The organism is Brevundimonas sp. AVps31 (genome assembly GCF_058681355.1).
The window spans coordinates 103,098-128,472 of record NZ_CM178736.1; the positions used below are offsets into that span (position 1 = coordinate 103,098).

26 protein-coding genes and 1 tRNA gene are annotated in these 25,375 nt (G+C 69.7%); 13 read left to right on the top strand and 14 right to left on the bottom strand.

Annotated features, from left to right (window positions below; genetic code table 11):
• Positions 1-354 (bottom strand): Hpt domain-containing protein, encoded by a 354-nt coding sequence (locus ACW174_RS00360; RefSeq protein ID WP_492015715.1) that lies wholly within the window; start codon positions 352-354, stop codon positions 1-3.
• Complete coding sequence (locus ACW174_RS00365) at positions 354-1,769, bottom strand: amino acid permease (protein WP_492015716.1); 1,416 nt, start codon at positions 1,767-1,769, stop codon at positions 354-356. Before ACW174_RS00365 ends, ACW174_RS00360 begins: the two co-directional genes overlap by 1 nt.
• A gap of 173 nt (positions 1,770-1,942) precedes the next feature.
• Here ACW174_RS00365 and ACW174_RS00370 point away from each other — a divergent pair.
• Positions 1,943-2,018: transfer RNA gene (locus ACW174_RS00370), tRNA-Lys, on the top strand.
• A gap of 284 nt (positions 2,019-2,302) precedes the next feature.
• Here the strand turns inward: ACW174_RS00370 and ACW174_RS00375 are convergent.
• Positions 2,303-2,896, bottom strand: a complete 594-nt coding sequence (locus ACW174_RS00375) for an autotransporter outer membrane beta-barrel domain-containing protein (protein WP_492015717.1) — start codon at positions 2,894-2,896, stop codon at positions 2,303-2,305.
• A gap of 169 nt (positions 2,897-3,065) precedes the next feature.
• Here ACW174_RS00375 and ACW174_RS00380 point away from each other — a divergent pair, with 169 nt between their 5' ends.
• Positions 3,066-4,919, top strand: a complete 1,854-nt coding sequence (locus ACW174_RS00380; protein WP_492015718.1) for an ATP-binding protein — start codon at positions 3,066-3,068, stop codon at positions 4,917-4,919.
• Between the two features lie 141 nt (positions 4,920-5,060).
• On the opposite strand, the gene ACW174_RS00385 is transcribed toward ACW174_RS00380, so the two are convergent.
• The 3 genes from ACW174_RS00385 to ACW174_RS00395 form a co-directional block, all read right to left on the bottom strand.
• On the bottom strand, positions 5,061-5,408 hold the full coding sequence (locus ACW174_RS00385; RefSeq protein ID WP_492015719.1) for a DUF4440 domain-containing protein: 348 nt from the start codon (positions 5,406-5,408) through the stop codon (positions 5,061-5,063).
• A complete protein-coding gene (locus ACW174_RS00390) occupies positions 5,401-5,676 on the bottom strand; it encodes a hypothetical protein (RefSeq protein WP_492015720.1) in 276 nt (91 codons plus the stop codon). Before ACW174_RS00390 ends, ACW174_RS00385 begins: the two co-directional genes overlap by 8 nt.
• A gap of 97 nt (positions 5,677-5,773) precedes the next feature.
• On the bottom strand, positions 5,774-6,568 hold the full coding sequence (locus ACW174_RS00395; protein WP_492015721.1) for a fatty acid desaturase: 795 nt from the start codon (positions 6,566-6,568) through the stop codon (positions 5,774-5,776).
• Between the two features lie 79 nt (positions 6,569-6,647).
• On the opposite strand from ACW174_RS00395, the gene crtY reads away from it, so the two are divergent.
• From crtY to ACW174_RS00410, 3 genes are read left to right on the top strand one after another with little or no spacing between them, the layout of a single operon-like run.
• Positions 6,648-7,817 carry a lycopene beta-cyclase CrtY gene (gene crtY, locus ACW174_RS00400; RefSeq protein WP_492015722.1) on the top strand — a complete coding sequence of 390 codons (1,170 nt, stop codon included), beginning with the start codon at positions 6,648-6,650 and terminating at the stop codon, positions 7,815-7,817.
• Positions 7,814-9,298 carry a phytoene desaturase gene (locus ACW174_RS00405; protein WP_492015723.1) on the top strand — a complete coding sequence of 495 codons (1,485 nt, stop codon included), beginning with the start codon at positions 7,814-7,816 and terminating at the stop codon, positions 9,296-9,298. The genes crtY and ACW174_RS00405 overlap by 4 nt, the downstream gene beginning before the upstream one ends.
• A complete protein-coding gene (locus ACW174_RS00410) occupies positions 9,295-10,227 on the top strand; it encodes a phytoene/squalene synthase family protein (protein WP_492015724.1) in 933 nt (310 codons plus the stop codon). Before ACW174_RS00405 ends, ACW174_RS00410 begins: the two co-directional genes overlap by 4 nt.
• Position 10,228: 1 nt before the next feature.
• Here the strand turns inward: ACW174_RS00410 and ACW174_RS00415 are convergent, their stop codons facing one another.
• The 3 genes from ACW174_RS00415 to ACW174_RS00425 are packed head-to-tail and all read right to left on the bottom strand — an operon-like array spanning position 10,229 to position 13,117.
• Positions 10,229-11,290, bottom strand: coding sequence for an ABC transporter permease (locus tag ACW174_RS00415; RefSeq protein WP_492015725.1), 1,062 nt, complete (start codon positions 11,288-11,290; stop codon positions 10,229-10,231).
• Positions 11,287-12,207: an ABC transporter ATP-binding protein gene (locus tag ACW174_RS00420; RefSeq protein ID WP_492015726.1), complete on the bottom strand. Its 921-nt coding sequence runs from the start codon at positions 12,205-12,207 to the stop codon at positions 11,287-11,289. Before ACW174_RS00420 ends, ACW174_RS00415 begins: the two co-directional genes overlap by 4 nt.
• The gene (locus ACW174_RS00425; protein WP_492015727.1) at positions 12,188-13,117 is read right to left on the bottom strand and encodes a polyprenyl synthetase family protein; all 930 of its coding nucleotides are present in this window, start codon (positions 13,115-13,117) and stop codon (positions 12,188-12,190) included. Before ACW174_RS00425 ends, ACW174_RS00420 begins: the two co-directional genes overlap by 20 nt.
• Before the next feature lie 124 nt (positions 13,118-13,241).
• Between ACW174_RS00425 and fni the strand changes: the two genes are divergently transcribed.
• Complete coding sequence (fni, locus tag ACW174_RS00430) at positions 13,242-14,285, top strand: type 2 isopentenyl-diphosphate Delta-isomerase (RefSeq protein ID WP_492015728.1); 1,044 nt, start codon at positions 13,242-13,244, stop codon at positions 14,283-14,285.
• Here fni and ACW174_RS00435 read toward each other — a convergent pair.
• Complete coding sequence (locus tag ACW174_RS00435) at positions 14,252-14,773, bottom strand: sterol desaturase family protein (RefSeq protein WP_492015729.1); 522 nt, start codon at positions 14,771-14,773, stop codon at positions 14,252-14,254. The genes fni and ACW174_RS00435 overlap by 34 nt on opposite strands.
• 37 nt (positions 14,774-14,810) lie before the next feature.
• Between ACW174_RS00435 and ACW174_RS00440 the strand changes: the two genes are divergently transcribed.
• On the top strand, positions 14,811-15,575 hold the full coding sequence (locus ACW174_RS00440; protein ID WP_492015730.1) for a sterol desaturase family protein: 765 nt from the start codon (positions 14,811-14,813) through the stop codon (positions 15,573-15,575).
• A gap of 241 nt (positions 15,576-15,816) precedes the next feature.
• Here ACW174_RS00440 and ACW174_RS00445 read toward each other — a convergent pair whose 3' ends face one another.
• Positions 15,817-17,472: an ATP-binding protein gene (locus ACW174_RS00445; RefSeq protein WP_492015731.1), complete on the bottom strand. Its 1,656-nt coding sequence runs from the start codon at positions 17,470-17,472 to the stop codon at positions 15,817-15,819.
• A gap of 351 nt (positions 17,473-17,823) precedes the next feature.
• Here ACW174_RS00445 and ACW174_RS00450 point away from each other — a divergent pair, with 351 nt between their 5' ends.
• The 6 genes from ACW174_RS00450 (at position 17,824) to ACW174_RS00475 (ending at position 21,281) form a co-directional block, all read left to right on the top strand.
• Positions 17,824-19,134: a cation:proton antiporter gene (locus ACW174_RS00450; RefSeq protein ID WP_492015732.1), complete on the top strand. Its 1,311-nt coding sequence runs from the start codon at positions 17,824-17,826 to the stop codon at positions 19,132-19,134.
• A gap of 73 nt (positions 19,135-19,207) precedes the next feature.
• Entirely contained in the window at positions 19,208-19,507 is a 300-nt protein-coding gene (locus ACW174_RS00455) for a hypothetical protein (RefSeq protein ID WP_492015733.1), read from the top strand.
• 202 nt (positions 19,508-19,709) lie between these two features.
• The gene (locus tag ACW174_RS00460) at positions 19,710-19,973 is read left to right on the top strand and encodes a DUF2171 domain-containing protein (protein ID WP_492015734.1); all 264 of its coding nucleotides are present in this window, start codon (positions 19,710-19,712) and stop codon (positions 19,971-19,973) included.
• Positions 19,974-19,979: 6 nt separating this feature from the next.
• A complete protein-coding gene (locus ACW174_RS00465; protein WP_492015735.1) occupies positions 19,980-20,189 on the top strand; it encodes a hypothetical protein in 210 nt (69 codons plus the stop codon).
• Complete coding sequence (locus ACW174_RS00470) at positions 20,186-20,377, top strand: ComEA family DNA-binding protein (protein WP_492015736.1); 192 nt, start codon at positions 20,186-20,188, stop codon at positions 20,375-20,377. The genes ACW174_RS00465 and ACW174_RS00470 overlap by 4 nt, the downstream gene beginning before the upstream one ends.
• Positions 20,378-20,591: 214 nt before the next feature.
• Entirely contained in the window at positions 20,592-21,281 is a 690-nt protein-coding gene (locus ACW174_RS00475; protein ID WP_492015737.1) for a VIT1/CCC1 transporter family protein, read from the top strand.
• On the opposite strand, the gene ACW174_RS00480 is transcribed toward ACW174_RS00475, so the two are convergent.
• The 3 genes from ACW174_RS00480 to ACW174_RS00490 all read right to left on the bottom strand — a co-directional run bounded on the left by ACW174_RS00480 (position 21,282) and on the right by ACW174_RS00490 (position 25,296).
• Positions 21,282-23,654, bottom strand: coding sequence for a TonB-dependent receptor (locus tag ACW174_RS00480; protein WP_492015738.1), 2,373 nt, complete (start codon positions 23,652-23,654; stop codon positions 21,282-21,284). It lies immediately after the preceding gene.
• Positions 23,655-23,675: 21 nt separating this feature from the next.
• Positions 23,676-24,647, bottom strand: coding sequence for a FecR family protein (locus tag ACW174_RS00485; protein WP_492015739.1), 972 nt, complete (start codon positions 24,645-24,647; stop codon positions 23,676-23,678).
• 85 nt (positions 24,648-24,732) lie between these two features.
• Positions 24,733-25,296, bottom strand: a complete 564-nt coding sequence (locus ACW174_RS00490) for an RNA polymerase sigma factor (RefSeq protein ID WP_492015740.1) — start codon at positions 25,294-25,296, stop codon at positions 24,733-24,735.
• Positions 25,297-25,375 lie beyond the last annotated feature (79 nt).

Here is a 25,375-nt window from a genome sequence, read left to right on the forward strand (position 1 = left end):
CTACCCCCTCAGGCTCCGCAGCATGATCTCGTGCCGGTAAGCCGCCACGTCCCCCAGCGCGATCTGCAACTGATCCCGGACCCGCTCCAACATCGGCGGCGCCTCGCCCTTCTGGGCCGCCTCCGCCGTCTGGCAGGCCTGCGCCAGCGCCTCCGCCCCGATGCCCGAGGCCGCGCCCCGGATCGTGTGCACGGCGTCGCGCCAACCCTCCTCGCGGACATCCAGCATCGGCGACCACATCGCCGCCTGCTGGCCGAACAGGCCCAGAACCTCGTCCGTGATGGCGTCGTCGCCGCCGGTCATCCGCTCCAGCACGGAGAAGTCGACCGCGCCCGACAGGTCCCGCCGCGCCATCAGCCCTCGACCTCCTCGCCCTTGGCCAGCCGCGAATTCCGCGACGACCAGACGAGGTAGATGATGAGGCCCAGGACGTTCCAGGCCAGGAAGTAGAGCTGTGTCGTCCCCTTCAGGCTGAAGAAGAAGGTGATGCAGCCGACGATGGCGATCCCGCCCACCAGCCACCACAGCGGCGCCTTGAACTTCCGCTCGCGGTTCGGCTCCCGGATGCGCAGCACGATCAGGCTGACGCCCACGGCCATGAAGGCCATCAGGGTGCCGGCGTTGGCCAGCGACGCCAGTTCGTCCAGCCGCATGATCCCCGCCAGGAAGGCCACGACGACGGCGGTGAACAGGGTCACCACCACCGGCACGCCCCGGTTCGAGATCTTCGCCAGCCGGTTCGGCAGCAGCCCGTCGCGCGCCATGCCGAGGAAGATCCGGCTCTGGCCGAACAGGAAGGCCAGCAGCACGGTGGGCAGGGCCACCACGGCGGCGGCGGCGATCCACTGGGCCGCCACGCCCTGTCCCAGACCGCGCAGGATGTGGGCCAGCGGCTCGGGGCTGTCGGCGAAGGAGGCGACCGGGGCCGCGCCGATCGCCGCGGCGGCGACCGCGATATACAGGATGGTGCAGATCACCATCGAGCCGACGATGCCGATGGCCAGGTCCCGCTCCGGCTTCTTGGTTTCCTCCGCCGCGGTGGCGATGGCGTCAAAGCCGTAGAAGGCGAAGAAGATGATGGCCGCCGCCGCCATTACGCCCGTCTGCACGAAGGGCGCGCCGAAGCCGTTGGGCATGAAGGGGGTGAAGTTGGCCGTATCGAATTTCGGCAGGGCGATGGCCACGAACACCACCAGGGCCGCGATCTTGATGACGACCAGGATGGCGTTCAGCGTCGCGCTCTCGCGCGTGCCCAGCAGCAACAGGCCAGTGACCACCGCGATGATGAAGACCGCCGGCAGATTGATCAGCCCACCCGCGACATGCGGTCCGACGGTCAGCGCCGTCGGCAGGTCAATGCCCCAGCCGGCGAGGAAGGGCACGGCATAGCCCGACCAGCCCACGGCCACGGCGGAGACGACCAGCGAGTATTCGAGGATCAGGCTCCACCCGACGATCCAGGCGAAGATCTCGCCCAGCGCCGCATAGGAGTAGGTATAGGCGCTGCCCGAGGCGGGCATGATGGTCGACAGCTCTGCATAGGCCAACGCGGCGCAGGCGCAGACCAGACCGGCAAGGCCGAAGCTGATCAGGACCGCAGGCCCGGCCAGCCCGGCGCCGACGCCGATCAGCGTCAGGATGCCGGTCCCGACGATGGCCCCGACGCCCAGCGCCATCAGGTGCGGCCAGCCCAGCGTCTTCTTCAGCGCCGGTCCGTCATGCGGCGCCAGCATCGCGTCGATCGAACGGCGGCGGTTCCAGAAGGCCATGTCGCGTCTCCCCTCGCCGCTTAGCACGGCTGATTCCGGTGCGACCCTATCCGGTCCTGCGACAAACCGAAACGGACACGGAAAAGCCGCTTGCCTTCTGCGAAGCGAGCCTCTATCTCCCGCCCCTCGCCGACGCCGGTCCTGCCGACCGTCAGCGCGCAGACGATGCGTTCGGGTGATTAGCTCAGTTGGTAGAGCAGCTGACTCTTAATCAGCGGGTCGTAGGTTCGAACCCTACATCACCCACCATCGTCCTCCCTTAAAATCAGTGACTTGGCGCGACCTCCTCAGCGTCGGGATGTCGTTTTTCGGCGCCAGCTTTTGCCAAGGGCGCACCCGGGCAACGCCGTGCCGATAAACGGGCTTGTGGCGGATAGGCCGACGCGTCGGACCATCTCCGCCGGTTCACCGGAGCCTGAGCCAGGGTCTGCGGCGTCATCCGGATCCGCAAGCCGGCGACAAAGGCCGGGGCGGCCCTGTCTGTGTCCGGAGACCCAGACAGGGCCGGCGGATCGCTCCGCCGGCCCCGGGGCTTACCAGCCGTATTTGACCCGCAGTTCGCCGCCGTGGGTCGAGCTCGCGTCACCGGAGCCGCCGCGATAGCCGACGCCGAAGGACAGGCGATCATTGACCATCCAGTCGTTGCCCAGCTCGATCCGCAGGTTGTCGCGCGACCAGGCGTCCAGCGGGACCAGATAGGTCGGGCTGGCGGCCCAGTCGGCGTAGCGGACCCCCTGGTCGCCGATGTCCTCGAACTCGTGCGACCACTCCAGCCGCACCGAGGGACGCAGGGTCCCGAAGCGGCGGCCCGCGATCACCCAGCGCCAGGAGACGCCGAGGTTGGCGGAAACGCTGTCCTGTTCGACTGCATCCCAGGTCAGGGCGGACAGACCCGCCCCGCTCTCGGTGAAGCCGTCCAGCGAGATCGAACGCGCGTCGAGGCGGGCGTAGTATTCGCTGACCATGGCGTCGCGCCGCACGATGCGGGCGCTGAGGATCGGCGGGACCTGGGGCTGGACGGCCTCCCAGAGGACCACGCCGATGATCGCGAGGTTGACGAGGGCGCCGCACGCCGCCGCCGCCCTAATCCGGTCCGAGGTGTACGGCTTCGGAGAACGCCGCCACAATCAGATCGCGATCCGTTGCGCCATGCCCGTGCGTCTCAACAAGGAGCGTCAGCGTCCCGAACATAACTTGGCGCCCACCCTGTGGCGCCACCGCGTCGCCCGGTAACCCTGTCTGGAAAGGCTTCGCGAAGACCAAGGTCTTACGCATCTCATCAAAACCGAGGCCCTGATGCTCAAACCCGGACTTGCGCTCTTTGCCGAGCCGCTGCAGCTGAAGCCCGGCGCGGCTCCGCCCTCCCGCTATCGCGTCACCCTGGCGGCGATGCGGACCGAGCTCTGGATCCTACTGGGGGCCTGGCTCGCCGCCGGCGCCGTCCTGGCCATGCTAGGCTTCTGGAAAATCGGGGTCGCGAGCAGCGTGGTCGGGATCGCCGCCGATCTGGGCTTCCAGGCAAGGTTGCGCGCGCTGGCCCGCAAACCGGATCCGGTCGGAGGCCGAGACCACGGACTCGGCGCGCTGGCGCCGATCGTCGCCGCCCGGTTCACCTTGGGCGTGCTTGGACCTCTCGCGGTTCTGTGGCTGGAGCACACCCCGGCCAACATGGCCGTCGTTCTGCTGTTGCAGGCCTGGTCGATCTGCGTCGCGCTGGCGCAGTTCTCCGCCCTTCCCCGTCTGTTCATGATTGCGATCGCCCCGCCCCTGACCGCGGTCGTTGCGGCTTTGTGGCCGTATTTCCGCGGCGACGCCGGCCCGGCATTGGTGGGATCGCTCGGTCTTCTGGTGGCGATTTTGGCGCTGATCGGACGGCAAGTCGGTTCGGTCTGGTCCGCTTGGGCGGAGGCATGGTCGGACAATGCGGCCTTGGTCGAGGCTCTGAAGGCCTCCCGATCAGCCGCGGACGCCGCATCGCAGGCCAAGTCCGTCTTTCTCGCCACCATGAGTCATGAAGTCCGCACGCCCCTGAACGGAATACTCGGCATGGCGCAGCTCATGGATTTGAACCCTCTGGAGGATGCGCAAAAGGAACGGATCGCGATCATTCGCCGGTCCGGCGAGAGTCTCATGGGGACTTTGAACGCCGTACTCGATCTCTCGCGCATCGAGGCTGGCCGTCTCGAGTTGACCGATGGGGTCTTTGAGCCCGCCCGGCTGGTTCGGGACAGCGTGGCGGCCTTTGCCGCTTCAGCCGCCCTGAAGCGCCTCAACCTGGAGGTTGAGATCGACGCGAGCGCCTCAGGCTCCTACCGCGGCGACGGCCTACGGTTGAGGCAGGTCCTCGACAACCTGGTCGGAAACGCCATCAAGTTCACCGACAGGGGGGACATTTCCCTGTCTGTGAAAGAGGCGAACGAGGGGCTCGTGTTCGAAGTTCGTGACACCGGGCCAGGCATCCCTCGTGGCGACCTGCAGCGGATATTCAGGCCATTCGAGCAGTCTGACGGATCCTACCGCCGGGCGCACGAAGGCTCCGGCCTGGGCCTGAGCATCTGCTCCAAGCTCACCGCGCTCATGGGCGGGACAATCACCGCCGAGAGCGAGTTGGGGGCCGGGACGTGCTTCCGGGTCTGCCTCCCGGCGACGAGGGAGGCCGTCTCTCACGAAGCGCCGGCCCGCAGCGCGGAGAACCTGGAGCCGGTGTCCTTCACAGCCCTGGTGGCGGATGACAACGGGACCAACCGGACCGTCCTTACCGCGCTGCTTGAACATTTGGGCGGGCGCGTCGAGGGAGTGGAGGACGGCGCTGCGGCCGTGAGCAGACTTGCCGAACAGGCCTTCGATCTGGTGCTGATGGACGTCCAGATGCCGGTCATGGATGGCCTCGCCGCCACCCGCGCGCTGAGAACAGGCGCGGCCGGCTCGGACGCGGCCGGGGGCGTGATCATCGGGGTGACCGGCAACGCGATGAGCCACCAGGTCGAGGAATGCTACGCCGCGGGTATGGATCAGGTCGTAACCAAGCCGATCGAGCTTTCAGCCCTGGTGTCGGCGATCGAGGCGGGGCTGGCCTCACGCCACGAGCGAGCGGCGATAGACGGGCACGCCCCGATCCCGTCCACCGCTACCAATCGTAACCCGGGATAGAGCGCGGGCGCCGGCGGTCGGTCAGGACTTCCGCCCCGGCGCTCGCACCTGAAAGACGGACGGCGCCGTCAGTCGCCGCCAACTGGCGAAGCGCGAGTGTCTTTCGGCCTGGCCCATCGGCGATCGCGCGACCCGCGGACCTCACCCCGTCGGCGACTGATGATGCTGGATCACCCGCCAGACGTCGTGCTCGAGGCGGCGATAGGTCGTGGTGCAATTCGCCGAATAGGCCTGCTCGCCCCGCCGCGCCGTGACGGCGTAGGCGATCACGATCAACCCCTCCTGCGGCCTTGCAACGCGCTGAGAAGAAAACGCGACCTCGGGCCAGCGCGGTGTCCGGCTGACCGCGGCGACGGCGTCGGCGCCGTTGAAGACATAGGGGGCGTCCGGCAGAACCATCAGACATTCGTCGTCGATGATTTCCCGGTACCGCTCCGGATCGGCGGTCCACAGACCTTCCTCGGATCCCCAGAGGCGGGCGTCATCCATGCGCGTCGCCCTCGCGCGCGCCGGGCTGCGGCGCCGCCGCCATGCCGGAAGTTTCGGACGCCAGTTCGGCGGCCTGGGACAGGGGCGGCGCGGCGTCCAGCGGCTGGCCGTCCCCTTTCACCTCGGAGATGGACAGGATGCGCTCACCCTGGCTCATCAGGGGGCGGGCCGCGTCTCCGGCCTGGACATCGGTGGGCGAAGGCACCCGCACATCGCGGGTGGCGCCGCCGTCGGACACAAGGGTCACGCAGTAGGTTTTCAGGTTCATGGCGGACTAATCGCCGCCGGCTCAGGCCGTTCCGTACGCTCACGCTCGGAACAGGCCGCCGCCCGGCTTGGTCAGCGCCGTCCCCGACAAGACCCGGTCAGGACTGGATCGGGTCAGGGCCGGATGTGTCCACGGCGGACGCCGCCCGGGCCTGGCGCGCGGACGCCAGCGCGTCCAGCCGCCACCAGGGGACGCCGGGCTCCAGGTGATGCTCGAGATGTCGGCCGAAGTGGAAACAGGTCGCCAGCGACATCCAGCTCCCGAACGCGCTGCTGCGGGCGTTGTGGTGGTCCTCGAAGGCCCGGTCCGAGACCCGGTGCGGCAACCAGGTCCCGAAGACGAACAGTTGCAGGGCCGACAGCAGGGCCGGAAGGGCCCAGAAGGCGAGCAGGTTGATCATCCGGGCGTGCAGGACGAAGACCGCCACCGCCACCGCCGCCGTCAGGACCGCGAGTTCCCGCCAGCCGAAATAGGTCCTGAAGAAGCGCACGAACCAGGGCAGGAAGCGGCGCGGCTCCCCCGGGTGAAAGTCCGGGTCGGCGGCTGTGCCCGGCGCGGCGTGGTGGGCGTGGTGCGCGGTGCGCAAGCGCTTGAACCGGAACCCGGCGTACAGGCCCAGCGCGAGCGTGCCGAATGCCGTGTTGACGCCCGGACGGCCGGGCGCGAGCGACCCGTGCATGGCGTCATGCGCGACGATGAACAGGCCGACCGACAACCAGGTCTGCAGCAGGATCAGCAGCGGCGCCACGATCAGGCTCCAGGCGGACCACGGATATCCATAGACCCCGTAGACATGGATCAGCAGCCAGCTGCTCATGAGCGCGACCGCGAGCCCAAGCCCGATCCGGGTCTGCCGCCGGGTCTCGGTCTCGGTCAAGGGCGCGCGCGTCATGGCGCGACATTAGCGCACCTCGCCGACTTCGGCACCCTGTTCGCTTGCCGCCATGGTCGCATTGTGCGACCCCTTGAACATGAAGGCGGACGCCGTCCCTGATCGAGAACCGGACCTCCTCCTCGTCGGCGGCGGCCTGGCCAATGGGCTTCTGGCGTGGCGACTCGCCCAGCTCCAGCCCGAGCTCGACGTGCGAATTCTCGAGCCGCAGGGCGTCCTGGGCGGTGACCACACCTGGTCCTTCTTCGAACCGGACCTGACCGCCGCGCAACGGGACTGGATAGAGCCGCTGATCGCCCACCGCTGGCCCGGCTATTCCGTCCGTTTCCCCGGGCACCTCCGTCGCCTCGGCGTCGGCTATTGCAGCGTGACGTCCGCGCGCTTCAACGCGGTGCTTTCCGAGGCGCTTTCCGGCCGCATCGTCACGGGTTCGGCGGCCACGGTCGCCCCGACCAGCGTGCTGTTGACGGACGGGCGACGGCTGCACGCCCGGGCGGTGATCGATGGGCGCGGCCCCCTCGCCATGCCGGACCTGTCGCTCGGGTTCCAGAAATTCGTCGGTCTCGAGGTGCGGCTGAGCGCGCCGCACGGCCTTTCCGAACCGATCATCATGGACGCCTCGGTCAGCCAGGACGGGGGCTACCGGTTTGTCTACACCCTGCCCCTCGACGAGCGCACACTGTTGATCGAGGATACCCGCTACACCGACGGCGCCGATCTCGATCACGAGGTTTTCAGGCGCGGCGTGACCGACTACGCCGCCGCGCAGGGCTGGACGATCGAGGCTGTCGTGCGGGAGGAGCACGGTGTTCTCCCGGTGGCCCTGGACGGCGACCTGGCGGCGCATTTCCGACGTCGCGGGCCCACCGCCCTGTCCGGCCTGCGCGCCGGCCTGTTCCATCCCACGACCGGCTATTCCCTGCCCGACGCCGTGCGGCTGGCGGATCGGCTCGCCGCGACGCCCCCGGGCGTTGGCCAGACGCTGTCGGCGAGCATCCAAACCTACGCCTCGGACGTATGGAAGGCGCGGGGCTTCTACCGGCTTCTCAACCGCATGCTGTTCCGCGCCGCCCAACCCGAACGGAGATACAGGATTTTGGAACGGTTCTACCGTCTGCCAGAGCCTCTGATCGCGCGCTTTTACGCCGCGCGATCCACAGCTTTCGACAAGGTCCGCATTCTCAGTGGCAAGCCGCCGGTCCCGCTGGCGGCGGCCATCGGCTGTCTCGTTGAGCGGGGGCGCGCATGACCCGCGCCGCCGTGATCGGGTCCGGCTTCGGAGGCCTGGCCCTGGCCATCCGCCTGCAGTCCGCCGGCATCCAGACCACCGTGTTCGAGGCCCGCGACAAGGCGGGCGGTCGGGCCTATGTCTACAAGGACAAGGGCTACACCTTCGACGCCGGTCCGACCGTCATCACCGACCCGTCGGCGCTGGAGGCCCTGTTTGCCCTCAGCGGCCGCAAGCTGTCCGACTATGTCGAGCTGCTGCCGGTCGCGCCCTTCTATCGGCTGTGCTGGGAAGACGGCGACGTCTTCGACTATGTCAACGACCAGGCCGAACTGGACCGGCAGATCGTCGCCCGCAACCCGGCCGACAAGGCGGGCTACCGCCGGTTTCTCGCCTACTCCGAGGAGCTCCTCAAGGAGGGCTATGAGAAGCTCGGGGCCGTGCCGTTCCTCGACTTCGCCAGCATGATCAAGGCCGCGCCCGAACTGATGCGGCTGCAGGCGTGGCGGTCGGTTTACGACAAGGTCGCCAGCTTCATCCAGGACGAGCACCTGCGACAGGCGTTCAGCTTCCACTCCCTGCTCGTGGGCGGCAACCCCTTCGCCACGTCCTCGATCTACGCGCTAATCCACGCGCTGGAGCGCCGCTGGGGCGTCTGGTTCCCGCGCGGCGGCACCGGCGCCCTGATCCAGGCCATGGTCCGGTTGCTGGAGGACCTCGGCGGCGAGGTCCGCCTGTCCAGCCCGGTCGAGCGGATCACGGTCGCGGACGGCCGGGCCACCGGCGTGGTGGTGGGCGGCGAGACCCTGGCCTTCGACATGGTGGCCTCCAACGCCGACGTGGTGACCACCTACCAGCGCCTGCTCGGCGCCGAGCCCCGCGGCCGCAAGGAGGGCGCCAGGCTCGCGGCCAAGCGACACTCGATGTCGCTGTTCGTGATCTATTTCGGCCTGCGACGGACCCATCCCGAGATCCGCCACCACACGGTCCTGTTCGGTCCTCGCTACCGCGAGCTGATCGGCGAAATCTTCTCCGGCCCCGACCTGTCGCAGGACTTCTCCCTCTATCTGCACGCCCCGACCCGCACCGATCCCTCGCTGGCGCCGGACGGCTGCGACGCCTTCTATGTGCTGGCCCCCGTCCCACACCTCGCCTCGGCCGATCTCGACTGGGCGGTCGAGGGCCCGAAATACCGCGACCGGATCCTCGCCTATCTGGAGGAGCGCTACATTCCAGGCCTGACCGCGGACCTCGAGACCTGCCGCATCTTCACCCCGGTCGATTTCCGCGACCAGCTCGCCGCCCACAACGGCTCGGCCTTCTCGCTTGAGCCCATCCTCACCCAGAGCGCCTGGTTCCGGGTGCACAACCGCGACGACCAGATCCCCAACCTGTATTTCGTCGGCGCGGGCACCCATCCGGGCGCGGGGGTTCCCGGCGTTGTCGGTTCTGCGAAGGCGACGGCCGGCCTGATGATCGAAGACGCCAGGGCCCCCGCATGACCGACACCGTCCTGAACCACAGCCGCCAGTCGATGGAACAGGGCTCCAAAAGCTTCGCCACCGCGTCGAAACTGTTCCCCCGGGAGATCCGCGACGACGCCTGGATGCTCTATGCCTGGTGCCGGCACTGCGACGACGAGATCGACGGCCAGGTTCTCGGCCACGGCGCGGTCGGCATCGATCCCGTGGTGGCCGGCGAGAAACTCGCCGAGTTGCGCACGCGCACCGCCTCCGCACTCGCCGGAGTTCCCCAGTCCGAACCGGTCTTCGCCGCCTTGCAGCGGGTCGCCCTGCGCCACGCCATCCCCGCCGACGAGACCATGGACCTCCTGACCGGCTTCGAGATGGACGTGCTGGGCCGCCGCTACGACACGTTCGAGGACACCCTGGATTATTGCTACCACGTCGCCGGCGTCGTCGGGGTCATGATGGCCCGGATCATGGGCGTCACCGACGCCCCGACGCTCCGCCGCGCCCAGGACCTCGGCCTCGCCTTCCAGCTCACCAACATCGCGCGCGACGTTGTCGAAGACGCCCATGGCGGCCGGGTCTACCTGCCGGGCGACTGGCTCGACGAGGCGGGAATCCCGCGCGACGAGGTCGGCCTGCCGCGGCATCGCGACGCCGTCGCCGGCATCGCCCAGCGGCTGGTCACCGCCGCGGAGCCCTTCTACGCCTCGGCGCGCTGGGGCCTGCGGGATCTGAATCCTCGCTCCGCCTGGGCGATCGCCACCGCGCGCGGCGTCTATCGCGCCATCGGCCGCCACGTCGCCCGGGCCGGCGCCCGGGCCTGGGACGGCCGGACCTCGGTCGACCGCACCGGCAAGCTCGTCCTTCTGGGACGCGGGGGACTGATCGCCATCTGGAGCAAGACCCTGGATGCGTGGCGCCGTCCGCCGCCGCGCCCCGCCCTGTGGACCCACGTCTGACCTAGGCGCGCATCTGCCGTCGTTCCAGGGTGAGGGCGATCCCGAACCCGACGGCGCCCGTTAACGCCAGCACGGCCCAGGCCGACAGCACGGCCGCGCCGAAGCTGCCGCGCCAGAGAAGAGACTGGTAGGCCTCGATCACCCAGGCGTGGGGGGTGGCCCACCCCAGTCGGCGGAAGGCCTCGGGCATCAGGAAGCGCGGCGCCATGGACCCGCCGAGCGCGGCCAGCAGCAGGACGAGGAAGGTCGAGAGGGGTTGGGCCTGCTCCCGGGTGCGGCAGGCGCCGATCACCGCCAGACCCACCCCGGCGGCCGCGAAGGCGGCCAGACCCGCAGTCGCCAGCCAGGCGGCGCCCTGCCAGGGCTCCAGAGCGGGCAGGCGCGGCAAGGCGACCGCGAAGACGACGGCGGACTGGACCACGCCGACCGCGGTCAGCCAGAGCAACCGCCCGGCCACCAGCGGCGCCAGACCGCCCGCCAGCAAAGACAGCCGCGCCTGTAGTCCGGACCGCCGCTCGTCCAGCCCGGTCATCGCGCCGTGCATGGCGGCGAAAAAGACGAACATGATGCTGACCGCCCCCGCGTAATAGACGACCTGGACGTCGCCCGCGCGGCCGACCGTGCGTCGCGCGACCGGGTCGCCCCTGCCCCGGCCGGTCGACGCCTCGAGCACGCCTCCGACCTGTCCGGCGACCGCGGCGGCGGCGACCTCTCGACCCGCCGCTGTCAGCACCTCCACCGACGGCGCGGCCTGTTCGCCGCCCCCAAGCGCCACGCCCGCGTCCGCTCGCCCGTCGAGGACGGCGGTCTCGAGCTCGGAGAGGCTGGCGACCTCGATCAGGCCCTCGCCGAAGGCCTCGCCCAGCCCGCGCGCAAGCGCCGCGCCCCGCGCCTCGGTCGCCCCGTCGTACAGGGCCACCCGCAGATCGACATCGCCGCGGGCGCTCGCCCCGAAAATCGCGGCGAAGAGCAGGAAGACGAGCGGCGGGAGCAGGAAGGTCATGACGAGGCCCGCGCGATCGCGCAGGACACTCCGTCCCAGGGCGATGAACAGGGCGATCATCGCGCCGATCCCGTCAGCCGCGTGAGCAGATCATCCAGATCCGGTCGCCGGATCGACAACTCCCCGCCGGCCGCCTGCACCGGCGCCGCCAGGACGGCGGACACGCGGTCGACGTCGTCCCCCACGCGTCGCCAGGTCACGGTGTCAGCCTCGCGCTCAAGCCCCTGGTCCTGCATCTGCGCTTCCAGCCCGGGCGGCGGGCGCACCGGAAAGCGGACCGTCAGCCGCAGGGCGGCGCCGAAGGCTCGGGACAGCAGGTCGGACGGCGCGCCCTCGGCGACCAACCGCCCCCGGGAGAGCACGCCGACCCGGGTCGCGACCGCCGCCACGAAAGCCGCGTCGTGACTGATCATCAGGCATCCCGCGCCCTCCGCCAGCGCCGTCTTGACGGCGAGCGCGAGCGCGGTGCGGGTCGCGGCGTCCACGCCCTCCGTCGGCTCGTCCAGCACCAGCAGCCCGGGTCCGCACACGAGGGCCGCCGCCAGACTGGCGCGCCGTCGCCATCCGCCGGACAGGGCGCTGACCCGCTCGTCCGCCCGCCCGGCGCAACCGGCCCGGTCCAGCGCGCGGTCCACGGCCGCTGGCCGCGCCGCCCGCCGGAGTCCGCCCAGTCGCGCCATGGCGTCAAGGTTCTCGCGGATCGTCAGCCGGTCGAACAGGGCGCTCTCCTGCGGGGCCAGGCCGATCCGGCCCCGCCCCCGACCGGCGACCGTCGCCGCGCCCGAGCGGGGAGCGAGGAGGCCGCAGGCGACCCGGGCTGCGGTGGACTTTCCGGCGCCGTTCGGTCCGATCAGCGCATAGGCCTCGCCGGCCGCGACCGTCAGGCTAAGGCCCTCAAGCACGGTCCGGTCCCCGTAGCCGGCGTGTATGCGGTCGAGCCGGAGCGCCGGCGCGCCGTCAGCGAGCGGCGCCGACATTCAACAACAGCCCCCGCACATAGTCGCCCAGGCGGTCGTCGCCGGAGCACTGCGCGGTCAGGGCTTCTTCCGCCCGGTCCACGGCCTGGCGCACGGCGGCGCGAACCCGTCCGACGCCCCAGAGGTCCACGAAGGTCAGCTTGTCGCGGTCCTGGGCGACGTCCTTGCCGAGCGTCTCGGCCGTCGAGCTCACGTCAGCGAGGTCGTCGCTGAGCTGGAAGGCGAAGCCGATGCAGTCGCCGAAGCGGGTCAGGGCCTCAAGCTGGGCGGCCGTGGCGCCGCCGATGATCCCGCCCCCGCGCAGGGCCGCGACGATCAGGGCGCCGGTCTTCAGATGGTTCAGACGACGCAGGCCCGCCTCGGTGCGGGCCTCCGCCCCGTCCCTCAGATCGCGGACCTGCCCATGGGCCAGGCCGCCGAATCCGACCGCCGAGGTCAGCTCGTTCAGAAGCCCCAGCCGTTGTTCAGCCGTCAGACCCTCCACGCCGAGCACGGTCCGATGCGCCTGGTTGAGCAGGGCGATGGAGACCAGCACCGCCGCATCCTCGCCGTGGGCCAGGTGCAGGGCGGTCGCGCCGCGCCGCAGGGTGGCGTCGTCCATGCACGGCAGGTCATCCAGCACGAGGGAGGCGGCGTGGACGATCTCCACCGCGCAGCCGTAGTCCAGGGCGTCCTGCGCCCGCCCACCCACGTGGGCGCACGCGAGCATGCTCAGGATCGGGCGGGCGCGCTTTCCGCGGCCGAGCAGGGCCGACCGGGCCGCCTCGAACAGGATCGCGGTCTCGCCGGCGTGCCCCGGGGGAATGAGCGCGGGCAGTCGCGCCTCGGTCAGACGGAACAGGGCGGCGACGTCGGTGTCGCCGTCGGCTTCGGCGCGTGTGTCTCGAGGCTGGACGCCGGCGGTCCCCATGCATTTCTCCGAGACGATGACGGGCGGTGGACGGTCCGCGGCGTTGCGACCACCGGACACGCCGCTATGGTCTCATACGGCATCACGTGAGTTTCGGATGCAACCTTCACAGGGACTGATTTTCATGGACTCGTCACGCGACGATCTCGTCCGGCGCAAGGACGAACACATCGACCATGTGAGGGCCGGCAAGGGACGCAGCGCCGTGGGGTCCGGACTCGACGCCGTCCGCTTCGTTCACAACGCCCTGCCCGAACTCGACCATGACGCGATCGACCTGTCCGCAACCCTGTTCGGCCGCACCCTGAAAAGCCCGTTTCTGATCAGCTCGATGACGGGCGGCCCCAGCCGCGCGGCCGGCATCAATGCGCGGCTGGCGGAGGCGGCCCAGCATCTCGGCATCGCCCTCGCCGTCGGCTCGCAAAGGGTTGCGCTCGAGAGCAATGCCGATCTCGGGCTCGGCGCCGACCTGCGTCGCCGCGCGCCCGACGCCCTGATCCTGGCCAATCTGGGCGCCGTCCAGTTCGTGAAGGGCTACGGGCTGGATCAGGCGCGCCGGGCGGTCGAGATGATCGGCGCGGATGGCCTGATCCTCCACCTCAACCCGCTTCAGGAAGCGGTGCAGCCAGAGGGCGACCGGGACTGGCGCGGCGTCGAGGCGGCCATCGCGCGCCTGGCAAGCGCTTTCCCGGGCCGGCTGATGATCAAGGAGACCGGCGCCGGCCTGTCCGGGGCGGTGGTTCGCCGCCTCGCCGATCTGGGGGTCGCCGCCCTGGATGTCGCCGGCGCGGGAGGCACCAACTGGGGTCTGATCGAAGGCGCACGGGAGGCCGGCGGTCGGGCCGAAGCCGTCGCGCGGCCCTTCGCCGCCTGGGGCGTGCCGACGGCCGGGTCCCTGATCGCGGCCGCTCGCGCCGCCCCCGGTCTGCCGCTGATCGGCTCCGGCGGCATCCGCGACGGACTGGACGCCGCCCGGGCGATCCGGCTCGGCGCCCGTGTCGTCGGGCAGGCGGCGGGGGTGCTGGAGGCGGCGCTGGTCTCGACCGAGGCCGTGATCGACCATTTCGAGATACTCAGCGCCCAGCTGAGGCTGGCCTGCTTCTGCACGGGCTCGGCCAACCTGGCGGCCCTGGCTCAGGCGCCGCTGCTGGAGGACGTCCGCTTCTGAACCAGCTCGGCCTTGAGCGCGCGCACGGGGCGCACCCACAAAAAGCCGAACGAGACGCCGCCGTCCCGGGTCCGCACCGCGTGGTGAAGCCGGTGCGCCTGGATGCGCTTGCGCCAGAAGGCCGAGCGGCCTGACAGACCCGTCGGGTAGCGCCTGTGGACCAGGCCGTCGTGGAACCAGGCGTAGATCAGGCCATAGGCGGTGATCCCCAGCCCGACCGGGCGCGCCCAGCTCCAGAGGTCCTGCCCGAACGCCAGCAGGGCGATGGCCGGCAGGGCGAAGACGAGGGCGAAGAGATCGTTTTTCTCCAGCACGCCGTCGTGCGGCTCGTGGTGGCTCCGGTGCCAGGACCAGAGCACGCCGTGCATCACGTAGCGATGCATCGCCCAGGCGAAGACTTCCATGCCGACCACGGTCGCCACGAACAGCAGGATGGAGCCCATCAGCGTCATGCCGTCAGCATAGACCCAGTCCCCGTCGCCGACCATGGCTTGACCCGGCGCCCCGATTGATTGTGTGTGAGCTATGGTTCTCGACCTCGCCCTCACGACCTTTGCCCTGAGCCTCATCATCGGCCTGCGGTATCTGCTGGTCGCCGCGATCGCCCATCTCCTGATGTGGTCCGGTCGGGGCCGGGGACGACAGCTCAATCACAAGCCCCCCGCGCGCGCCCGCATTCTCCGCGAAATCGGGGCCTCGCTGATCGCCTGCCCGATCTACGCCCTCCCGGCGGCGGCGGTGCTGGAGTTGTGGAAGCGTGGCGGGAGCGCGGTCTATGACCGCCTGGACGCGTGGCCGCTGTGGTGGCTGCCGATCAGCTTCGTGATCTACCTGCTGGCCCACGACGCCTTCTACTACTGGGTTCACCGCGGCCTGCATCATCCCGGGGTCTTCGGCTGGGCGCATGCGGAGCATCACCGCTCCCGTGATCCCAGCGCCTTCGCCTCGTTCGCCTTCGATCCGGCCGAGGCCGTCGCGACGGCCTGGTTCCTGCCGGCCCTGGCCTTGGTCATCCCCATCCACTGGGGCGTGGCCCTCGCGCTGCTGACCCTGATGTCCGCCACCGCGGTGCTCAATCATGCGGGCCGCGAGGTCTGGCCCGCCGCCTGGCTCACGCGACCGCCGCTTCGCTGGTTCATCACCGCCACCCACCACGACCTTCACCACAAGCGGTTCAGCGGCAACTACGGCCTCTATCTTCAGGTCTGGGACAGGATCGGCGGGACAAACCTCACGCCCCGCCCCGAGCCGGACTCGCGTCGCCCCGTCGTGTCCGCCGACGGACGCTGACGCGCCCATCGGGCCCGTCGTGTCCGCCGACGGACGCTGACGCGCCCATCGGGCGCCGGCGTCTGCGCCGCGCCGGAGACGCCCCCGAAAGACGGCTGGCGACTGAAGGCGTGGATGGCCGCTGTCGGGCCCGGGAGGGTCGATCCCGCCGGCCCGAAAGGTGACCTCGACCGCGCCTTCGCCTCACGACCGGCATCGGGTCCGGGCCGCGATCAGCCCCTCCCGGGCGCAGCGTCAGGCTTCAGGCCGCCGCCGAGGCCTCGGCCCGGGTGAAGGAAGGCCGGGTCAGGTCCGAGAGCATTCGCGCCAGCCCGGCGAAGTCGATGGGCTTGTTCAAATAGGCGTCCGCGCCGGCCGCCAGACCGACCTCATGATCCTGCCGACGGGCCGAGGCGGACAGGATGACGACCGGTGTCGCGGCGTTCGGCCCGGGTCGGGCGCGAAGGTGACGCGTCGCCGTCAGCCCATCCATCACTGGCATGTTCACATCCATCAGGATGATGTCGAAGGCCTGCCGGGACGCCGCGGCAAGCCCCTGCTCTCCATCCTCGGCCATCTCGGTCCGGTGGCCCTGCGATGTCAGCCACGCGTTCAGGATCATGCGATTCACCGCGTGATCCTCAACCACCAGAATCCTCAGCGCGTCCTCATCGCCCGGCGCCGCCACGTCCTGCATCATGACCGGTTCAACGTCAGGCAGGCATTCGACGCGCGCCGTGAAGGTGAACACCGAGCCGAGGCCCGGGGTGGATCGAACGACGACATCGCCGTCCATCTGGTTCGCGATACGCCGGGCGATGGTCAGGCCCAGGCCCGTCCCGCCAAAGCGACGGGTGGAGGAATCGTCGAGTTGCTGGAAGGGCTGGAACAGGCGGGCCTGGCCGTCCGGCGTAATGCCGGGGCCCGTGTCCTCGACAATGAAGGACAGCAGGCTCTGGTCGTCAGCCGAGGCGCACCGGAGGGTGAGGGCGACATGCCCCGCGTCCGTGAATTTGATGGCGTTGCTGAGAAGGTTCTGGACGACCTGGCCCAACCGGATCGGATCGGCGACGATGCGCCGGGGCAGCCCGGGCGCCAGCGTCACGCGCAGGTCCAGCCCCTTGGCCTCGGCCTGGGCCCGGCAGGGGCCGACGAGGCGCGCCTGGAAGTCCTCGATGACGATGGGCTGGGGATGCAGTTCGAGCTTGCCGGCCTCCATCTTGCTGACATCGAGCAGGTCGTTGAGCAGATCCAGCAGGCCTTCACCCGATCCCCGGATAATGCGGACATAGTCCCGGTCCCGGTCGGGGAGACCGTCATGGTCCAGCAACTGGGCGGCGCCGAGCACGCCGTTCATCGGGGTCCGCAGTTCATGCGAAATGACGGCGAGGAAGTTGGACTTCGCCTCGGACGCCGCGTTCGCCCGGTCGCGGGCCTGCTCCAGTTCGACGATGAGCTCGGCCTGACGTTCCGCCACCGTCGATAGCTCGCGGTCCTTCAACTGGGTCACGAGCACCTTGACCAGCAGGGCCACGGCGAGGACCGGAAGGGCGGCGAGAACCGTCCAGAACTCCGCCTCGTCCGCCATGGTCACGAGAATGACGATCGTGGCGACGGTGTAGGGCGAGGAGACGATCAACGCCTCCCTCGGGGCCGCGCGCATCTGGGTGAAGACCAGGAAATAGCCGGCGCACAACAGCACCGCCGCGAGGGTGTCGCCATGGGCTCCGCCCATGAACCAGGCGATCAGCGGCGCAACCGCCCAGGCGACGCAGGCCAGTGTGGCCACCGCCGTGCCGGTCCCTTTCGGCAGGCCCCGCGCCTTCTGATCGACAGCCCCCCGCACCAGACCGGACGCCATGGTCACGACGTACCAGGCGGCGACCCACTTCAACTCGATGACCGTGAGGAGCGCCACGGCCCAACTTGTGATGATCCAGTATCGCAGCCGGCCGGCGACCACGAATCTCTGGAGACGGCTCAAGTGTCTGGATTGAGTTTCTGACATGACCACCGCCTTCCATCGCACGGAACAGCGACAGAACATCGTTGGGCGCAATTGCCTAAGGCGTGGTAAAATGTCGTGATTTTTCAATGTACGGCAGCGGACAAAGCGCCTGAGAACCGGCTTGGGCAGCCGGTCAGGTCCCGCTGCAGCCCGATCCGGTCTCAAGCGACCCCGGCCGACAGGCGCACCGTCGCCTGCCCTCCCGGAACGGAGGCTGTTCGTTCAGGACTGAACCGAACGGCGACGGCCTTGTTGCGCGATATGTCGTTCGCAGACCTCGCCCCCGCGCCCTATATCGTCGGCCTGACCGGCGCGGGTCTCCTGATCGCCCTGGTGGCGTGGCTGCCGACCGCGCTGAAACGGCTGCCCCTCTCCCTGCCCATCATCTGCATTGCGCTGGGCGGCGCGATTTTCTCCATCCCCGCGGTGACCCTGGATCCCCTGCCGATGGATCATCCGGACGTCACCGAGCGCTTCACCGAGTTCGTGGTCATTATCGCGCTGATGGGCGCCGGGCTGAAGATCGACCGCGTTTTCCACTTCAGGCGCTGGGCCGTGACCTGGCGTCTTCTGGCCATCACCATGCCGCTGAGCATCGCGGCGATCGCGCTCCTGGGCGTCTGGGGCGGCCTGCCCTGGATCGCGGCGATCCTTCTGGGCGCCAGCCTGGCCCCGACCGATCCCGTCCTCGCGGCGGACGTCCAGGTCGGTCCACCGAAGACCGGCGAGGAGGATGAGGTCCGCTTCGGCCTGACGTCCGAAGCCGGCCTCAACGACGGCCTGGCCTTCCCCTTCGTCCATCTCGCCATCGCCCTGGCCCTGGCGGCCCAGACCGGAGAACCCTGGCTGATCGACTGGCTGACCTACAATGTCGTCTGGGAGATCGGTGTCGGCGTGGTCGGCGGCTGGCTCGTGGGCCGGCTTTTCGGCTGGCTGACCTTCCGGATCGATTCCGACAGCAAGCTGGCCCGCACCGGCGACGGGCTGATCGCGATCGCCGCCACCTTCCTCTCCTACGGCTTGACGGAGATGGTGCACTGCTACGGCTTCCTGGCCGTCTTCGTCACAGCCCTGACCCTTCGGCACGCCCATCGCGAACACGCGTTCCAGCGGGAGATGCATGACGTCACCGAACAGGTGGAGCGGCTGTCGATGATGGTCCTGCTGCTCCTGTTCGGCGGGGCGCTCGTCAAGGGGCTCCTGTCGCCCCTGACCTGGATCGACGGCGGCATCGCCGTCGCGATCCTGCTCGTCGTGCGCCCTCTGACGGGTCTGATCGGGCTGATCGGGGTCAAGGCGACGCGCAGCGAAAAACTGACGCTCGCCTTCTTCGGCATCCGGGGGGTCGGATCGATCTACTACGTCGCCTATGCCCTGAACCACGCCGCCTTCCCGCAGGCGGACAGGCTCTGGGCCATCGTCGGCCTCGTCATCCTGCTCTCGATCCTCCTGCACGGACTGACGGTCACCCCGATCATGCGCCGGCTGGACCGTCGGCACGGACGCGATCCGGACGCGCCCGGCTCCGGCCTGCCGGACGCGCCGGGCGCCCCGCCGGTCTCGACGGCGTGAGACGGTTGATGATCGCATGGAGCGGGCCGCGCCCCGGCGCGTTGACCCTGCCCGACACAGACAGGTGAGATCCATGGCTTCGACACTGACGGCGACCTTCGAGACCCGGCGCGACGCCGAACTGGTGATCGAAAGATTGGTCCAGACCTTCGCCGTGGATCGCAAGGCGATCACCGTCGGTCCTGACGGCGCACGCAACTCCGTCGGGACCGCGCCGTCCGGTGGCGACGAACAGGCCGGCAGCCCGGACGCCGACGCCCGGGACGACGCCCCCCTCGAGGGTCGCATCCAGGTCTCCGTGGATATGGGGGACCGCCCCGACGCGGACGCGGTTCGAAACGCCTTCAGCGAGTTCGGCGGCGAGCCGAGCTGACGGCTGCAGGGCCACGATCGAGGCGGCCGTCGGCGGTGATCGTCGGCGCGCAGCCCGACCGCCACGACGACCTTCCCGCCGCCTGCGTGGCCTGCTTCGATCCGCCAACCCCGGAGTGCTCTCCAAACGTCCCGGACCCGAAACCGCCGGGAACGTCGCGGTCCAGTCCCCGTTAGCTAGGGTAGTCACAAGGAGACCCGCCATGACTGACCTCTCGCAGATAAAAGAACATATGGAAGTCATCGGCGCCGACGGCGTCCACCTGGGCAAGGTCGACAAGATCGAAGGCGATCGGATCAAGCTCACCAAGGCCGACAGCGGGTCGCACAGCGACCACCACCACTACCTCTCCGGCGGTCTGGTCGCCGCGGTCGAAGGCAATCAGGTCCGCCTGTCCGCCAACGCCGACAACGCCGCCCTGCTCGAAGAAGAAGAGGCCGGCGAGGCGATCGCCGACCTGAAATAGCGCATCATGAACCCGGATAATTCGGCGGTCGCCGCCAGGCTCGTGGCGATCCGCGAGGCGCTGGAAGCAAAGGTCTGGCCCACGGCCGTCGAGGCGGCGGCGTCCGGCGACCACGAACGCATCCGCGATCTGGTCAAGCTGAAGGTCGACATTGAGGCGATCGACTTCGCGCTCGCGCATCGCACCACCGGGGATCGCGAGGACAGCGCGGCGTGATCGACCTCAACACCGCGACCGCCGAGGAGTTCGACGGCGTCCCACGTCTGCGGGGGCATGGCTTCGAGATCGTTCGCTATCGCGAGGAGCGTGGTCGCTTCACCAGCCTTCGCCAACTGGACGAAGTGCCGGGCCTTGCCGGCAAGACCGACGGCGTCGGCGCGCAGGTTTCGGTCGAGCTGGGCTGAGGCCGCTCAGGCCGCGGGCGCATCCCGGCACGGCGAATGTGGGCGCCGGGTTTCGGACCTGAGGGGATGCCTGCCGTCCCTCCACTCTGCCGTAAGGATCGACGGCCCCAAGTCCGGCTCCGCGCCACAACCGGACATCGACCGGCTCGCGTGAACGATCACACCTTGTCCTCGCTGAACTTTGCGCGCCAGTTGTCGCGGCAGAGGACAGACAATGGCACACAGGGAAGCGCATCGGGTCGATCGCATCGGCTGGCTCAGGGCGGCGGTGCTCGGCGCCAACGACGGACTGGTGTCGACCGCCAGCCTGGTCGTCGGCGTCGCGGCGGCGGCGACCAGCCATGGCGGCATCCTTGTCGCCGGCGTCGCGGGACTCGCCGCCGGTGCCATGTCGATGGCCGCGGGCGAATACGTTTCCGTCAGTTCGCAATCCGATACCGAAAAGGCCGACCTCGCGCGCGAAGCCTCCGAACTGGCCAGCGATCATGAGGCCGAATTGCGCGAATTGGCCGGCATCTATGTCGACCGCGGCGTGAGCCCGGACCTGGCGGCGGAAGTGGCGAAGCAGATGATGACCCACGACGCCTTGGGCGCCCATGCGCGCGATGAGCTCGGCATCTCGGAGATCACGACGGCGCGGCCCATCCAGGCGGCGCTGACGTCTGCCGTAACCTTCTCGGCCGGCGCCGCCCTGCCCCTGATCGTCGCGGCGGTCGCGCCCATGGCGGGTCTGGCCCTGTGGGTCGCGGGGTCGGCCTTGATCGGTCTGGCGACGCTCGGCGCGCTTGGTGCGCGGACCGGGGGCGCGCCGGTCGGACGGTCCGTCGTGCGCGTGGTCTTCTGGGGCGCGCTGGCCATGGCCATCACCGCAGGCGTAGGCCGCCTGTTCGGCGTCGCCGCCTGATCAGAACCGGGCCGTCAGCGCCACGCGACCGGTGATCGGCCGCTGCGGCGTGCTGATGTCGCCCGCGGCGTAGAAGGGGTTGCCGAAACTGAAGGTGTCGTCGTCACGGTTGAACAGATTGTCGACCGACGCCCGGACGCCCCAACGACCGATCTCGGCGCTGACGCCGATCTGGCTGGTCAGATAGCCGGCGGACGCGCCCGTCGAGGTCGGCGACAGGGCGATGTCCGTCGGGCCGACATAGCCGAGGCGCAACTCCGATCGCACCGACGCCTGCGCCAGCCGGGCCTCATGCACCAGACCCGCCTGAACGCTGAAGTCCGCCACGGCGGGCAACCGACTGTCTGCCCCCAGGGCGAACCCCGGATCCGGGTGTGTGAGTTCGGGATCGTTGACGACCGCGTGGCCATCCAGGGTCCAGGCCCCGACACGCCACTCCACCTCGCCTTCAACGCCGCGGTTTCTCCCGTCCCCGAGGTTGGCGGTGAACGGCAGGCCGCGTTCGTCGAAGCGATCCGACTGGATGTCGCGCCAGTCCGCCACGAAGACGGCGGCGCGGCCGCGAAGCCGACCGTCAAGAAGACGGAACCGCGCCCCGACTTCGCCTGCGACGATCTCGTCCGGGCGCACGGCGCGGGAAGGCTGCCGCCCCCCGGCGCCGAGCCCCCCGGCGTTGAAACCCGGCCCGCGATAGCCTTCGGTCGCCAGCGCGTAAAAGACGAAGGGGCCTCGATCGTACTCCACCACCAGACGTGGCGCGACGCCGACCAGTTCGTCCTCACCGTCGAAAGTGGTCGCCACGCCGCTGATCTCGCTGCGATGCTCCACGCCGACGCGGAACACGCGCGCGCCCGCGGTGATCTTCAGATGGTCGCCCAGCGCATAGACGACGTCGCCGAACAAGGCGGCCTCGTCGACGTGATCGCGGCGCTGCTGCTGCAGGACCGCCACGCCGCCCTGCCCGTCCGACACGGCGACGGCGCGGTTGTGGGTGTATTCGGAGAAGAACAGGCCCGCGCTCCAGCTCAGCCGGGGCCCGAACTCGCCGTTGAGACGGATTTCGTGGACCGCAGCGGACAGGTCGTCAGACTGATCCAGCGCCGCCGTACCGGTCAGACCGAACATCGCCGCTGAAGGGGTCGCGTCGTATCGGGCATCGAGACCGTGAGACTGGACGCTCGAGGACGCCCGCAAGCGCGCCCAGCCCAGATCGCCCTCGGCTGACGCCCAGAAACCGTCGAAGTCGTTTCGGCTGGGCTCGCCCAGGCGACGTCGGCGCACATAGGGCGCCTCCGCCCCCAAGGTCGAATACTGGCTGTCGTCGACGTTGATGGTCTGGGCGAGGAAGCCCGCCCGCAAGGTCCAGGCCGGAGTGACCCGCCACAGGCCGGAAAGCCTCAGCCCCTGGCGACGCATGTCGCCGCTGTTCCTCAGACCCAGCGCCGCATCATCGACATAGCCGCCGACGGTTTCGTCATAGCCGACCAGACGCACCGCGACCCGATCGCGGACCAGAGGCAGGTTGACCATCAACTCGGCGGCCTCGCCGGGCGATCCGCCCGCTGTTAGGGCTCCCTCCACGACGACGCGGCCATAGACGCCCGCAAGATCCGGCGCGCGGGTCACCACCTGCACGACGCCGCCCATCGACCCCGCCCCGTACAGGGCGCCCTGGGGTCCCCGCAGCACCTCGACCCGCTCGATGTCGGCCAGCCGCAGGGCCGGATCCGGGGCGTCATAGGTCAACCGGACATCATCGAGATACAGACCGATCAGGGCCTGCGCCTGCCCCGCCACCGGCCCGTCCGCCATGCCGCGGATGAACAGCTTGTCCCGGCCCGGTCCGAGATTGGTGACGGTGAGCCCCGCGACCCGCGCGGCCACGCCCTCAAGGTCGGTCACGCCGGCGCGCTCCAGCGTCAGGCCGTCGAGGGAGGACAGGCCGTAGGGCGCGCGCGAGAGCAACAGATTGTCCGACCGCGCGGCCGTCACCACCACCTCATCGAGCAAGGTCGGAAGCGAAGGCTCCGGCGCCGGGAGAGACCGGGCCGCTGTGGGCGCGGTCGGGGCAAGCCGGACGATCCGCCAGGCGCCGGGACCGACGCGGCTTGCGACGCAGCGCGTTCCCAGCGTCAGTCGGGACAGGGCCGCATCAGCGGAAAGGCGCCCCCGGACCCCGCGACTGGACCCGCATCGCTCGCTTCCCGCCGCGTCGATGCTGACGCCCGCCTGCAGTCCGAATTCGAGCAAGGCGGTCCGCAGCGGCTGCGGGGCGATCGACACCTGGACTGGAGGATTCTCCTGCGCCTCGGCCGCCACAGGCGCCGCGGCTCCGAGAACGACGACCAGGGCGCTGAGGGAGGCTCTTACCAAGGGGCGACGTCCGAAGCAGGTTCAGCGTCTTTCTAGACGAACCCCTTGCGGGCTGCGAGTGGCCTTGATCGGCAGGAAGCGCTCGAGACGGTCGATCACCGCCGCCTCGTCATCCAGCAGCAGGACACCGGAGAAGCGAAGGTCCGCCGCGTCCGGCGCCACCGTCACCGGGGTGGAAAAGGCCCGGCTGAGATCGGCGGCGATGTCGCCCAGCGGCCGGTCGTCATAGGCGCGCCGGCCCTGCGTCCAGGCGGCGGCCGTGCGGACATCCACGGGCGCCACGTCCATCCGGTTGTCGATGTCCGCGCGTCGGACCGACTGCCCCACCGTCAGCCGCGCCTTCCGTGCGGGCTGATCGAGATCGGAGACCTGCACAACCCCGCGCAACACCGAGACTTCCGTCACCTGCGCCGTGCGGCGGATGTTGAACGCCGTACCGAGGACACGGACCTGGCTTTCGCCGACATCGATCAGGAAGGGACGCCCGGCATCGTGCGCGATATCGAACACCGCCTCGGCCTGTTCCATATGAACGAGCCGCCGTCCCCGCTCCATCTTCACCGACAGGGTCGAACCGCCGTTGATCTGAAGCTTGGAGCCGTCTTCAAGCGTCACAGACCGGATCTCGCCGGGCGCGGTGCGATAGACCACCGTCGGGGTCGACCCGAGCAGGGGCGCCAGCAGCACAGCCGCGGCGACAGCCGCCGCCATCGCCGGCGCGGCGACCAGCCACCGGCGCCCCATGCCCTTGCGGCGCTCCCGATGGGCGGCCAGATCGACCACCGGCGGGGCCTGGGCGATCGCGACATCGTCCATCGCCGCCCACAGCCCCTCGGCTTCGTCGAAGGCGCGCCGGTGAGCCGGGTCAGACTCAAGCCAGTCCGTCGCCGCCGCCCAGTCCTCGATCGTGACGTCATCGGCGCGCAGACGCACGACCCAGGCGGCAGCCCGGGCGGCGATCTCCTCGTCCTTGATGACGGTGTCCTGGGTCATGATCCTGTCCGCGCCCGAACGGGCTTCGAGGGAGAGACGACGCGGGCGCGACTGACCCTCAAGGAAAAATGGCGAAATGGCGTCGTCATGGCCAACCGACCCTCAGCAGCAGCGTCTTCAGGGAAGCAGAGATGTATTTCTCGACGGCGCTGCGCGAGACGCCCATCCGGTCCGCGACCTCGCTCTGGCTCAATCCCTCCAGCTTGTGCAGGCGGAAGGCTTCCGCGGCCTTCGGCGGCATCTGGCCGATCGCCGCCCTGACCTTCTCAAGCTTCTGTCGGGCCCAGACGGCGTCCTCGGCGGAGGGCGCGTCCTGCGCATCGTCGGCATCGCCGGCGACATGGGCGCGTCGCCATTCCAGATCCCGGGCGCCGGCGCGCCGCTGCGCCTTCGACCCGTCGAGCGCCAGATTGGCCGCCATGCGATAGAGGAAGGCCTCGGGATGGCGGACCTCGGCGGCCGCCTCCTCGGTCAGGGCCTGCACACGCAACCAGACATCCTGCGCCAGATCCTCGGCCGTGGCGGAGGACCCTGTCCGCGCCGTCAGGAAGCGGACCAGCGCCGGCCGGGCGTCCAGCCAGACATCCGCCAACGCCTGTCGGGCATGGGCGGGCGGGTCGTCCTGCAGGGGTCCGGGCGGCGGCTTCACCGTTCCATCGTGGGTCGCACCGCGGGCTGCGGCAACCGGGTTTCCGATCCGTGAGATTTTTTTGTGGGAGTCGCCGCCC

Excerpts from the sequence above, each read along its gene's own strand:
- ACW174_RS00425 (WP_492015727.1), bottom strand. The coding sequence starts at position 13,117 with ATGGGGACCGCCGGCGTCCAGCCTCGAGACACACGCGCCGAAGCCGAC.
- ACW174_RS00485 (WP_492015739.1), bottom strand. The coding sequence starts at position 24,647 with ATGACCCAGGACACCGTCATCAAGGACGAGGAGATCGCCGCCCGGGCT.
- crtY (WP_492015722.1), top strand. The coding sequence starts at position 6,648 with ATGAAGGCGGACGCCGTCCCTGATCGAGAACCGGACCTCCTCCTCGTC.
- ACW174_RS00435 (WP_492015729.1), bottom strand. The coding sequence starts at position 14,773 with ATGGTCGGCGACGGGGACTGGGTCTATGCTGACGGCATGACGCTGATG.
- ACW174_RS00390 (WP_492015720.1), bottom strand. The coding sequence starts at position 5,676 with ATGAACCTGAAAACCTACTGCGTGACCCTTGTGTCCGACGGCGGCGCC.
- fni (WP_492015728.1), top strand. The coding sequence starts at position 13,242 with ATGGACTCGTCACGCGACGATCTCGTCCGGCGCAAGGACGAACACATC.
- ACW174_RS00465 (WP_492015735.1), top strand. The coding sequence starts at position 19,980 with ATGAACCCGGATAATTCGGCGGTCGCCGCCAGGCTCGTGGCGATCCGC.
- ACW174_RS00405 (WP_492015723.1), top strand. The coding sequence starts at position 7,814 with ATGACCCGCGCCGCCGTGATCGGGTCCGGCTTCGGAGGCCTGGCCCTG.
- ACW174_RS00395 (WP_492015721.1), bottom strand. The coding sequence starts at position 6,568 with ATGACGCGCGCGCCCTTGACCGAGACCGAGACCCGGCGGCAGACCCGG.
- ACW174_RS00475 (WP_492015737.1), top strand. The coding sequence starts at position 20,592 with ATGGCACACAGGGAAGCGCATCGGGTCGATCGCATCGGCTGGCTCAGG.
- ACW174_RS00365 (WP_492015716.1), bottom strand. The coding sequence starts at position 1,769 with ATGGCCTTCTGGAACCGCCGCCGTTCGATCGACGCGATGCTGGCGCCG.
- ACW174_RS00380 (WP_492015718.1), top strand. The coding sequence starts at position 3,066 with ATGCTCAAACCCGGACTTGCGCTCTTTGCCGAGCCGCTGCAGCTGAAG.
- ACW174_RS00455 (WP_492015733.1), top strand. The coding sequence starts at position 19,208 with ATGGCTTCGACACTGACGGCGACCTTCGAGACCCGGCGCGACGCCGAA.
- ACW174_RS00385 (WP_492015719.1), bottom strand. The coding sequence starts at position 5,408 with ATGGATGACGCCCGCCTCTGGGGATCCGAGGAAGGTCTGTGGACCGCC.
- ACW174_RS00440 (WP_492015730.1), top strand. The coding sequence starts at position 14,811 with ATGGTTCTCGACCTCGCCCTCACGACCTTTGCCCTGAGCCTCATCATC.
- ACW174_RS00415 (WP_492015725.1), bottom strand. The coding sequence starts at position 11,290 with ATGATCGCCCTGTTCATCGCCCTGGGACGGAGTGTCCTGCGCGATCGC.
- ACW174_RS00360 (WP_492015715.1), bottom strand. The coding sequence starts at position 354 with ATGGCGCGGCGGGACCTGTCGGGCGCGGTCGACTTCTCCGTGCTGGAG.
- ACW174_RS00410 (WP_492015724.1), top strand. The coding sequence starts at position 9,295 with ATGACCGACACCGTCCTGAACCACAGCCGCCAGTCGATGGAACAGGGC.
- ACW174_RS00450 (WP_492015732.1), top strand. The coding sequence starts at position 17,824 with ATGTCGTTCGCAGACCTCGCCCCCGCGCCCTATATCGTCGGCCTGACC.
- ACW174_RS00460 (WP_492015734.1), top strand. The coding sequence starts at position 19,710 with ATGACTGACCTCTCGCAGATAAAAGAACATATGGAAGTCATCGGCGCC.
- ACW174_RS00420 (WP_492015726.1), bottom strand. The coding sequence starts at position 12,207 with ATGTCGGCGCCGCTCGCTGACGGCGCGCCGGCGCTCCGGCTCGACCGC.